This is a genomic window from Pseudomonas sp. HMWF006 (genome assembly GCF_003061205.1).
Taxonomy (GTDB): domain Bacteria; phylum Pseudomonadota; class Gammaproteobacteria; order Pseudomonadales; family Pseudomonadaceae; genus Aquipseudomonas; species Aquipseudomonas monsensis.
Genome location: NZ_QAIU01000375.1, coordinates 3048 through 13796 on the forward strand (window position 1 = coordinate 3048; position 10749 = coordinate 13796).

Sequence of the window (10749 nt, forward strand, 5' to 3'; positions counted from 1 at the left end):
TGGTGAACTGGCGGTGAATCGGGCGTTGGATAATTTGCAGATGCCTGGGTGATGTAGGTGTCGGGATCACCTGGTGATTGATCGGGTGTCCGTTCGGGCGTCTTCGCGAGCAGGCTCGCTCCCACAGGGTTTTGTGCTGATTGCAGATGTTTTGTTTGGCGTTGAAATCTGTGGGAGCGGGGCGATTGCTTTTCTGCGTCGTTTTCATGTGGTTTGTTGCTGCTTTCGGCATTGCGCCTGGAAAAATCAGCGGCGGATCTGTTCAAGGAGGGAGGTGATCGACCATCACCCTTGCGGGTGATGGGTTCGATGCATCACGCGGATTATATATTCGGGGTGTAAGAGAAACTCTGCGAAGCTTCGGTATCGGTGAATGGCGTGACGCGAGTTTTCTTGTTGAACAGGCCATTGATGACCGAGCCGGGGAACATCTCGATGGCGTTGTTGAACAGTTCGACGTTGCGGTTGTAGATGGTGATGGCTGCGCCGACGTTCTCTTGTTGTTCGGAAATTTCACGCATCATGTTGTTCGCCGCTTCTGATGCTTTCAGGTCAGGGTAGGCCTCGAAAGCGATGCGTAAGCCACCCATCAGCTCCCGGGTGGCGGTTTCAACGGTCGTTAGGGCATTGCCATTGGCGCCCGCAGGCAGGGCGTTGACCGCGCTGCGCAGGCCGGTGATCTTCTCCAGGAGGCTGGCCTCGTAGACCATGAAATCTGCGAGCACCTTTTGCAGTTGGTCTAGAACTTTGGTCTTCTGGCGTTCGTAAACGAGGACGTCCGACCATGCACGTTGTACTCGGTTGTGTCCCCCGATAATGCCGTTATAAATGCTGAAGCCCGCTACGATTATGACGACAGCGATAACAGCGGAGAGGATGAGTGCAATGTCCATGGCTTACTTCTCTTGGCGTTGTTTTGGGGGAGTGGCGGTAAAGGTAAAGTTGTCATCGTGCAGCTCACTGAGTGCATGGCTCCATTGGAGCGCAGACATCAGACGTGGCAGTTCGATACCGGCAGAAATTTCTTCGTAAAAATTGTTGGGCGAAGCCAGCGAATACTGGGCACCGAACGCGAACAGGTCGTTGCTCTCAAAACTGAGGCAGAGCTCTCCACTGTCGGAGAACTCCAGGTTTGGACGATGGAGGATGTCGAACAGCTTCAGCAAGTGGAGCACCGTCGAAGGCTTGATGAATTTCGCGCAGAGCATCTCGCTGCGACCGGTCAAACGGAACGCTTTATTGAAATCCGGAGAAGCCGTGTCCATGGGATGCGAATAGTCGTTCTGGGACTGGTGATCAGATCTGACCGATATTCCGGTGACCCATGGAAAGTCGATGACCAAACTGTAGCGATCGTAGTGGTCATAAACCACTCGAGTCTCGGTTTTGGTATTGCCCTTTTCGTCGGTAACCGTGGTATGCACCTCGCGTCGGTTGACATAGTGCAGCTGGCGGTACGTGAAAGGGAGGTTGCGCAACGTGCCGGTAAATTCACCCTGTATCGACTCGACCAACTTGCGGCTGTAGTCGCCGCGACGGTAATCACCAAATTCCGTGTCCAGCTCTTTGAGGGTTGCGGCCGAGTCTTCTCTCAGGAAAGTCAGTCCGTTGTGGAAGTAGGATGACAGTCGAGCAATTCTTTTACTGAGCGACGGCAACCGATCAGATTTGGATTTCATCCATGCCAGACTCCAAACGGCAATCACGATGCCAAAAAAACCAGTACCCATGCCGAACGAGTCGGGATCAATTTCCAACCGGTAAAAGAACAGAGCGACGCTATGGATGTTTCCAATCCAATAAAGGGCCAAAGCGCTCGCAAGCAATAACAGGCCGGTGCCGAAAAACCACCATGCACGTGTGCGATCGAATTCGAGCGGGCCGTTGTACAAGGCAAACTCATGGATCACGTTCAGGAGGTCGGCGTTGGATTCAGCCCTGTCAATACTGGCTTCGCTCACCGTCAGCAACTCAGTGAGTCGCGCGTTCTGCGATGCGTTGGGCATGTAGACATCCTTCAACGAGAGCAAGGTCGAAGACTCACAAAAGCATAGCGATGGCGTCCTGGCCTCACATCGGATTCAGGGATGCCTGGTGCGGGAGCAATGGTCCGGATTGAGGATTTGGCTCTATTCATAATCTGTCAGAAACATTGAAAAGGAGTGGACGATACCATTGTCATGCGCTGACCGCTTGTGGCGGATACGTGTCTCTGGAAATGGTCGAGCATTCGGCAGGCAGTAGTCTGTGGCCCCTGTCCGTGCATCGGGCGTTGTCATGACAGTTACCTAGGCGACCGATTGATAAAGACGCAATCCAGCCGCACGCCATTCTGTCATTTGGTTGGTGTCAGTTCAGGCAAAGCGGCGTTTATGAAATTCAGGGCGATTCATATGTTTTGAAAGTGTGCGCTGCAATGGCGCACTTAAATTGTCAGACAATGATCGAACTGGCCGGATTCGGAGACTTTCGTAGCACTATCTCGGTGCGGTTGTATAACAGTTACGCACCAAGTTAAGTGCAAAAAGTTTTTTTGATTTTAATTCTTGACAGCTGTTTTTGTTTGTTTAAATCTCACTTCGCCGAATGGTTCGGCTTCATTGAAGATAAGGAGAGTGTCATGACCGTTATTAATCTCGAATCGAAAACCTTGGCTAACTGGACTCAAGCGGCAGGTCCGGTTAAAACCACCGTCAAGTGATGTTCAGGCCCGGAAGAAGTTCTTCCGGGCTTTTTATTTTTGCCAGTCTCAAGGACGAGAGTAGTGCCTTCCTATATCAGTGATAATATTTTTTTTCTGATCAAGAATAAGCAGTTGGTGCTATGGGACTATCAAGCACACAAGCAATATTGCATCGCTCCGCAGTATCTTTGTCGGTTGCTGCATCTGAGTCAGAATCCAGACGAAGAGCCGGATTCACAAGACGCAATCGACCAGGAATTGCTGGCGGCTGACGTACTGTCAGAGACTGAATTTCCCGCGATGGAATGGGGCTGGGATGATCTATCCCGCATCTTTCACGTTGGCACCAGCAAGATCGACTATGCGGCGCGACCCGAAAGCGTCCATGAATGGGCAATGGCCTATCAATCGGCGTGTGAAGAAGCCTTCACTGTTCCGGTGCCGAAGTTAAGGCATGAGGTTCAGGATAAGGATGAAAGGCGATGTATTGCTTTAACACGACCGGAAATTACTCAGCATCATGACTTGCATAGCACGTTGTTAAAACGACGCAGCGTCAGGGAGTTCCTTCCTGTGGCGGTCACGAAGCAACAGGTAGCATCAATACTTTATTATTCACTGGCGTATCTTCCTTTTCGCGCTCTTGAAACTAGTCTGCTGTGTCCCGATGAACTACGGCATCGCAGAACTAGCCCTTCAGGCGGCGGACTTAATGCGATTGAAGGATATGTTTATATCAAGAATGTCGCGCAGATCCCGCCCGGGTTTTATTACTACAACCCTGTCGAGCACCAGTTGGAAGCCATAAGTAACGATCTCGATTTCAGTTTGGGTCAGGCACTCAACGGGCAATTCTTTGCGCAAGATATTCCGTTCGGTATTTTCCTGACGTGCCAGTTTGACCGGCTTTGGTGGAAGTATCCGCACTCGAGAGCCTACCGCGTCGCGTTGCTGGACGCCGGCCATATCTCCCAGACCGTGCAGCTTGTTTCAACTGCGCTGGGCCTTGGGACTTGGGTCTCTGCCGCTATTGATGAATCGTGTCTGGAGCCATTGTTGGGCGATCTCCACTCGTCAGCGCCCTTGTTGTTTGTCGGGACCGGTGTCAGCACCGGCCGGGACATGCCGGCGGCTTTGGAAGCGCTGCATGCCAGCGAGGGAGCGCGGGAAAATGATTGAGGAAATGAGTTCGATCGACACCGATGCGCTGCAAGTCTTTTCAGACTGGAACGACGCCGCCACCGTGCGGACGCGGCCTAACGCCTATGACCTGTCCGGCTGGACGCAGGAGGGCGAACAGCACAAGGACTGGTTTGTGCCGGCGGCAACTCCCTGGCTCGCCGACGAGGCGGTTCATTGCCATGGCGACGCCGTGAGGCAGGCGATATTGGCCAGGTATCTGGTGATGTTCCTCGACTACACGACTGAACTGGAGACGCGCATTGTCAATCGCGCGATCACAACCATTGCGCATGATCGGATTGGCTTGGGTTTGTCTCCGGCGTTGAAACTCACAGGCCTCAAGTTATATGCCGACGAGGCCTACCATGCGGTGATGTCGGCGGAGGTCGCCAATCAAGTCAGCGCTATTTATGGAATTGCCAATCGGGAAGTTGCCTCAGAGCGCGTCCGGAATATCCGGGCGCTGGTGAACACGGTTGAGCCTGCCCATACCGAGTTGGCCTGGTTCGTTGTTGGATTTGTTTCTGAAACGGTGATTACCAAGGAATTTCTGAAGATCTCCAAGGCAACCGTTTATGCCCCCGTCTACCGGATGCTGCGTGACCACCTTGAGGACGAACTCAAGCACTCACTTTATTTTTCGCACCTTTTTACAATTGTCTGGCAGGGCGCTTCCGACGCTCAGAAAACCTTCATGTCGGGTTTTATCGTTCAAGCCATTTACGAGTTTTTCAGGCTGCATGAAACCTGGTTGTTCGAGAACTTGAAGTGTGTGGGCGTTGATGCCGCCAGTGCGTGGCTTATCCATGAAAGGCAACAAGGCCATGCGCCTCATCGTGCCAGGGCCCGAGCCGGGTGCACCGCAACGATAACGGCGATGAAACGCAGTGGTTTTTTCAAAGACCCCATGAACGTGAAGCGCTTTGCCGAGGCAGGGCTTATCGAATGACAGCCAAAGGGAGAATACGGTGAACATTAAGCTCAAATCGCCTGCGAAGGCCTCTGCACTGTTCTTGCTGTCGGTCATGGTTGTACTCGGCGTGTTCCCGCTCGATGTATTACTTCCGTCTTATCCGGCGTTGGCGGATGCGTTCGGGATGAAAGTCAATGAGGTCACATTCTTTGTGGCGACCTTTGCAGTCGGGTTCTCCCTCTCTCAAATCGTGGTAGGGCCGCTGTCCGACAAATATGGCCGACCTGTAATGCTCAAGCTTGGGTTGGTGGTGTCGCTGCTGGGGATTACGGGTTGCCTGCTCTCCAGTACTCAAGTGCAGTTTGCCTTGGCGCGAGTGGTGCAGGGGATAGGGTGCGGATGCTTTGTGCTGGCTCAAGCGATTGTTCAGGATGTTTTCACGGCTGAAGATCGACAGCGGATTCGTATTTACATGCTGTCGTTAAGCGGACTGTGTATTTCGTTCTCGCCGTTGTTTGGGACCTATTTGCAGTACGTCCTGAATTGGCAAGGGAGTTTCTACGTGTTTGCTGGCCTGGCGGTGATCTTGCTGGGGCAAACGTTGTGGTTTTTCCCCAAATTGCAGGATCAGTCGCTGACGTCGCGATCGCAAAAGCTGGAAATATTGAAGCGTTATGCGGATATCTTCAGCTTTAAACCTTTCGTGTATTCGTGGATGACATCGGCAATGGCGTTTTCTTGCCATTTTGGCTTCATTGCGATTTCTCCGATCATCTTCCTCGAAACGCTGCGGGTGTCCTCGTTGACTTATTCATGGGTGCTTCTGGCCTATGGAGGCGCCTATGTGGTGGGCGGGCTATTGGCCACGCGGTTATCCAAAACACTGACGATCGACACGCAAATCAAGCTGGGCTTGGCGATCTCGGGGCTGTCCGGTCTGATTATGGTGGGGTTGATTCAGTTCCAGCTCTCCATCGCCACGGTGGCCATACCGATGATCATCTGCACCGTAGGCACCACGCTGGTCAGACCCGCTGCGGCGTCCAGGGCCATGGAGATGTTCAGCGAAAAGGCGGGGGCCTCGTCGGCGGCGGGCGGCACTCTGATGTTTGTCACGGCTGGGGTCGTCAGCGTGCTGCTCGCCGTCGCACCCTTTCCTCCGCAGGAGAGCCTGGCCGCCTTCATCTTGATCGCAACAGTACTCGGCTATGGCTTCAACAAATGGGGAGTGGCTGAGGGGGCGGCGCTTGAGAGCGTCCCGGCCAAGTGAGCGTTAGGTTGGCGAGCCGGGGTTGCGGGGGGAGGGTGAACGTTCTTGCCAGGTCCTTCGAGTAAGTTTGTTGTCGCTTACGGTATTGCGTTTGGAAAGTCAGGGGCGGCATTGTCATGGCAATGATGGCTGCTGGCTGGTCTCGGTGTCTGGATTGATTCTTCTGGGATGAAGGGCAAAAGCTACCCTCACCCCAGCCCTCTCCCGGAGGGAGAGGGGGCCGACCGAGTGGCCTTGCGGGATGCATCGACCTGGAAAACCGATTCGGTTATGGATTCACAGCAGCACGTGCACGTCGGTGTAACTCGCCAATATTCCCCGATCAGTTGCCTCTCCCGTGGCGAGAGAGGCCGACCGAGTGGCCTTGCGGGATGCATCGACCTGATGAATCGATTCGGTTATGGATTCACAGCAGCAGGTGCACGTCGGTGTAATTCGCCAATATTCCCCGATCAGTCCCCTCTACCTCTGGGAGAGGGGGCCGACCGAGTGGTCTTGCGCGATGCATTGACCTGATTAATCGATTCGGTTACGGATTCACAGCAGCAGGTGCACGTCGGTGTAATTCGCCAATATTCCCCGATCAGTCCCCTCTACCTCTGGGAGAGGGGGCCGACCGAGTGATGCATCGACCTGATGAACCGATTCGGTTACGGATTCACAGCAGCAGGTGCACGTCGGTGTAATTCGCCAATATTCCCAGATCAGTCCCCTCTACCTCTGGGAGAGGGCTAGGGTGAGGGCTGGATTTCCTGTGTACGCATAGCCAACTGCTTGATCACTTCAACAACAGGCGCCACCCGCTCAGCCTGCCCGTGCGGCCATACCGCGTAGAGGTTGTAATGCGCGGCAATCTGCGCCTCGTTCAATGCCACCAGGCGCCCGCTGCGCAAGGCATCGGCGGCGAGTAATCCGCGCACCAGTGCGGCACCCACCCCGGCTTCAGCCGCCGCAATCAGGTTCGCCGCATTATCAAAAATCACTCGCGCCGGCGGTTCTACGGGCGGCATCCCCGCCGCATCCAGCCACGGAATCCATGAGCGCCGCGTATACCCCAACAGCGGCAGTTCAAGGATCTGCGCCGGGCTCAACGGCACGTGCAACCCATAACGCTCAAGCAACGCCGGCGAGGCCACCGCCATCACCCGGTCGCCACAGATCTGCGTCATCTCGCAGTCATCCCAATCGCCATAGCCATATCGCAATGCCAGATCTACCCGCTCAAACGTGCTGCGATCACTGCGCGGCATCGACAACAGCGTCACTTCGTAATCCGGCAGGCCATCGAGCAGTTCGGGCAGGCGCGGATTGAGCCAGCTCTGCGCCAGTTCGCTGTCGACATCCAGGGTCAGGCGTTGTGCCACGCTGCGGTTCTTCACCGAGGACAGCGCGCGGTCGATCTGCGCCAGACCATCCGACAGCACACTGGCAAACAACTGCCCGGCATCGGTCAGGTTGCTGCCGCCGCCTTCGCGCACGAACAGCGGCTGGCCGATGAACTCTTCCAGCGCGCGGATCTGCTGGCTGATGGCGCTGTGGGTCAGGTCGAGCTTGCGCGCGGCGCTGGAGAAACTGCCGCTGCGCGCCGCGTGGATAAACGCGCTCATGGACTGCACCGACGGGTATCGTTTGTACATGTTGTTAGTCCTGCTTACAGCGGTTGGCAGAAATCGTCGCTGGCCGGGGATTGTCGCGGCTTCCAATAATCGGTCACCAGGCCCGCACAAAGACGGGCCGCTCTTTGGGAGCCTGACAATGATTGCATTCACAGTTAACGGCGAACGACGCGAGCTGGATGAAGCGACCCCCTCCATGCCCTTGTTATGGGTACTGCGTGATCAACTGAAACTTACCGGCACCAAATTCGGCTGCGGCATGGGCCTGTGCGGTGCCTGCACCGTGCACCTGGACGGTGTTGCGGTGCGTTCCTGTCAGTTGCCGCTGGCCGCCGTCGCGGGGCACAGCGTCACCACCATCGAAGGTTTGTCGCCGACGCAAAGCCACCCGCTGCAACTGGCCTGGGTTGCCGAAGATGTTCCGCAATGTGGCTACTGTCAATCCGGGCAGATCATGTCTGCCGCCGCGCTGCTCAACACCGGTGCGGCGGTAACCGACGATTCGATTCGCAATGCAATGTCGGGGAATATCTGCCGTTGCGGCACTTACGGACGGATCAACAAAGCGATCAAACGCGCGGCGAATGCGCCGAAGGAGGCGTGATGAGCCGGCTCGACGAGACCTTGATCGAACCATCCCGACGGGTGTTCCTCAAGCAGGCGGCGACGCTGGCTTCGGGGCTGGCGATCGCCCTCTACCTGCCATCCGGCATCGCGGTCACGGACCCGAATGCCCCGGCCCCCGCCACAGAATTCGAGCCTAACGCCTGGGTACGGATCTTCCCCGATGGCACGGTGAGACTGGTGGTGCACAAACACGATTCCGGCACTGGCACGCAAACGGCGCTGGCCGCATGCGTGGCCGAGGAGCTGGACGTCAACCCCATGACCGTGCAGGTGATCACCCCCGAAGATCCGTTTTTCGAAACCTACATTCATCCGGTCTGGAAGGTATTTTCCACCGGCGGCAGCACCAGCGTTTCCCTCGAATACGATCGCTTGCGCATGGCCGGTGCGACGGCGCGGGCGCTGTTGATTAGCGCTGCAGCGAAACAGTGGAAAGTCAGCCCCGACAGTTGCACCACCGTGGAAGGTCGGGTGGTGCATGCATCGAGCAAACGCAGCCTCGGCTATGGCGAGTTGGTCGACGTGGCCGCGCGTCTTCCAGCGCCCGAAAAAGTCACGCTGAAGGATCCGGCCCAGTTCAAATACATCGGTAAGCTGCGCCACAAACGCGACGCGGCGGCCAAGGTCTGCGGACGCTTCAAGTACAGCAGCGACGTGCAATTGCCGGGGATGCTGGTGGCGGTGGTACAGCGGGCGCCGGTGGTCGGGGCGAAAGTCGTCAGCGTCGATTCGGCGGCAGCCTTGCAGGTGCCGGGCGTCCGTCAGGTGCTGGCGATTGCGGGGCGGCCCGATGTGCTCGGCGGTAACCTCGAGGGGGTCGCGGTGCTGGCCGAGACGTTCTGGGCCGCGCAGCAGGGCCGCAAGGTGCTGGAGATCAAGTGGAGCGATTCGCCGTTGGCAGGGTTCGACAGTGACCAGCTGTCTGCTGCGCAAGCCAACGCCATCCATGACCCCAAGGCACAAACCGTCAAGGCCATGAGCCACGGCGATGTCAGCACGCAATGGGCGCACGCGGCGAAGCTGATCGAAGCCGAGTACACCATGCCCTATAAAGTGCAGAACCCGCTGGAGCCGATCTGCATCACCGCGCAGGTCAAGGACCGAGCGATCACTTACTGGGGCGGTGTGCAGGTGCCGTCCTCGGCGCTGGAAGCGGCGCAAACCGTGTGCGGCATCGACAAGGCCAACGTCACGATCAACGAGCTGGTGTCCGGCGGCAGCTTCGGTGCACGGGAAGCCAAATACTGGTTGTTCGAAGTCGCGTACCTGGCGCAAAAGACCGGCGTGCCGGTGAAGCTGCTCAACAGCCGCGAAGATGAAATGCACGCGTTGTTCAATCACCCGGCCACGTTGCACCGGGTCAAAGGTGCGCTCGACACCCAAGGCAAACTCACCACGTTGCAACTGCATGCGGTGTCGCCGGCCTCCCCGGAACAATGGGAGCCGGGTTACTTCGAGCGTCCGGATCACATGGATTACAGCACCACCGAAGCGATCACTGCGTGGGACTTTGCCTACCGTCCGCCGCATCTGGAGCTGAACTGGGTCAAGCACGAAAGCCATGTGCCCAGCGGCTGGTATCGTTCGGTGAGCTTCATTCCCAACGTGTTCGCCGTGGAGAGTTTCATGGATGAGCTGGCCCATGCCGCTGGCGAAGATCCACTGGCGTTCAGGCTGGCCAACATGCAGGAACGGCCACGTCATGTGACCGTGCTCAAGCAGGCTGCCGAGCGCGCCGGTTGGGGTAAGCCGCTGCCACCGGGCACTGCGCTGGGGATCGCGACCCATCAGGGTTACACCAGTTTTATCGCGGTGGTTGCGCAGGTTGCGACGGTTGACGGCAAGGCCAGCGTCGAGAAGCTCACCTGCGTGGTCGATTGCGGTCTGGCCGTGTCGCCGGGCGGGGTCGAGGAGCAGATCTACGGCGGGCTGATGTGGGGCTTTGGCCATGCGTTGTTCGACCGCCTCGACATCAAGCAGGGCCGGGTGGTGCAGAGCAACTTCCACGACTACCGCGTGCCGCGCATGGCAGACATGCCGGCCACGGACATCGTGGTGCTGGACGGCGAGCCGGGCAAACCCGGTGGCGTCGGCGAGCTGGGCAGCCCGTCGGTGGCACCGGCGATTGCCAACGCCTTGTTTGCGCTGACCGGCGTGCGCCAGCGTTCGACACCGCTGAGCCTGGGATAAGCCGCCATGGACCTGCGCCTGCTGCGTTACTTCATGGCCCTGGCCGATGAGCTGCACTTCGGTCGCGCCGCCGAACGCCTGCACATCTGCCAGCCGCCGCTGAGTCAGCAGATTCGTCTGCTGGAAGAGGAATTGGGGACGCCGCTGTTCGAGCGCAGTCACCATCGGGTCGAGCTGACTGCGGCGGGGCAGATGCTCAAGGAGCAGGCGCCGCTGGTCTTCGAACAACTCGACCGGGCGCTCGACCCGATGGTGACTGCGCTCGAAC

At 57.3% G+C, this 10749-nt stretch carries 10 protein-coding genes; 6 read left to right on the forward strand and 4 right to left on the reverse strand.

The window, feature by feature from the left end:
• From DBR24_RS31290 to DBR24_RS15290, 3 genes are all read right to left on the reverse strand, one after another.
• A partial coding sequence (locus tag DBR24_RS31290) for a hypothetical protein (protein WP_218278138.1) occupies positions 1 to 266 on the reverse strand: 266 nt, incomplete at its 3' end.
• 57 nt (positions 267 to 323) lie between these two features.
• Positions 324 to 893: a LemA family protein gene (locus tag DBR24_RS15285; protein ID WP_123468093.1), complete on the reverse strand. Its 570-nt coding sequence runs from the start codon at positions 891 to 893 to the stop codon at positions 324 to 326.
• Positions 894 to 896: 3 nt separating this feature from the next.
• Positions 897 to 2006: a hypothetical protein gene (locus tag DBR24_RS15290; protein ID WP_128615181.1), complete on the reverse strand. Its 1110-nt coding sequence runs from the start codon at positions 2004 to 2006 to the stop codon at positions 897 to 899.
• Between the two features lie 758 nt (positions 2007 to 2764).
• On the opposite strand from DBR24_RS15290, the gene DBR24_RS15295 reads away from it, so the two are divergent.
• The 3 genes from DBR24_RS15295 to DBR24_RS15305 are packed head-to-tail and all read left to right on the forward strand — an operon-like array spanning position 2765 to position 6048.
• On the forward strand, positions 2765 to 3862 hold the full coding sequence (locus DBR24_RS15295) for a SagB/ThcOx family dehydrogenase (protein ID WP_128615182.1): 1098 nt from the start codon (positions 2765 to 2767) through the stop codon (positions 3860 to 3862).
• A complete protein-coding gene (locus DBR24_RS15300; RefSeq protein ID WP_256591507.1) occupies positions 3855 to 4814 on the forward strand; it encodes a diiron oxygenase in 960 nt (319 codons plus the stop codon). The genes DBR24_RS15295 and DBR24_RS15300 overlap by 8 nt, the downstream gene beginning before the upstream one ends.
• Positions 4815 to 4833: 19 nt before the next feature.
• On the forward strand, positions 4834 to 6048 hold the full coding sequence (locus DBR24_RS15305) for an MFS transporter (RefSeq protein ID WP_128615184.1): 1215 nt from the start codon (positions 4834 to 4836) through the stop codon (positions 6046 to 6048).
• Between the two features lie 731 nt (positions 6049 to 6779).
• Here the strand turns inward: DBR24_RS15305 and DBR24_RS15315 are convergent.
• A complete protein-coding gene (locus DBR24_RS15315; RefSeq protein ID WP_128615186.1) occupies positions 6780 to 7685 on the reverse strand; it encodes a LysR substrate-binding domain-containing protein in 906 nt (301 codons plus the stop codon).
• A gap of 118 nt (positions 7686 to 7803) precedes the next feature.
• Here DBR24_RS15315 and DBR24_RS15320 point away from each other — a divergent pair, with 118 nt between their 5' ends.
• From DBR24_RS15320 to DBR24_RS32270, 3 genes are all read left to right on the forward strand, one after another.
• A complete protein-coding gene (locus DBR24_RS15320) occupies positions 7804 to 8268 on the forward strand; it encodes a (2Fe-2S)-binding protein (protein ID WP_128615187.1) in 465 nt (154 codons plus the stop codon).
• On the forward strand, positions 8268 to 10481 hold the full coding sequence (locus tag DBR24_RS15325) for a xanthine dehydrogenase family protein molybdopterin-binding subunit (protein ID WP_128615188.1): 2214 nt from the start codon (positions 8268 to 8270) through the stop codon (positions 10479 to 10481). Before DBR24_RS15320 ends, DBR24_RS15325 begins: the two co-directional genes overlap by 1 nt.
• Before the next feature lie 6 nt (positions 10482 to 10487).
• Positions 10488 to 10749: LysR family transcriptional regulator (locus DBR24_RS32270; protein WP_256591508.1), on the forward strand; the 262-nt coding region annotated here is incomplete at its 3' end.

Coding starts and splice junctions, on each gene's coding strand:
- DBR24_RS15320 (WP_128615187.1), top strand. CDS start 7,804: ATGATTGCATTCACAGTTAACGGCGAACGACGCGAGCTGGATGAAGCG.
- DBR24_RS15285 (WP_123468093.1), bottom strand. CDS start 893: ATGGACATTGCACTCATCCTCTCCGCTGTTATCGCTGTCGTCATAATC.
- DBR24_RS15300 (WP_256591507.1), top strand. CDS start 3,855: ATGATTGAGGAAATGAGTTCGATCGACACCGATGCGCTGCAAGTCTTT.
- DBR24_RS15315 (WP_128615186.1), bottom strand. CDS start 7,685: ATGTACAAACGATACCCGTCGGTGCAGTCCATGAGCGCGTTTATCCAC.
- DBR24_RS15290 (WP_128615181.1), bottom strand. CDS start 2,006: ATGCCCAACGCATCGCAGAACGCGCGACTCACTGAGTTGCTGACGGTG.
- DBR24_RS15325 (WP_128615188.1), top strand. CDS start 8,268: ATGAGCCGGCTCGACGAGACCTTGATCGAACCATCCCGACGGGTGTTC.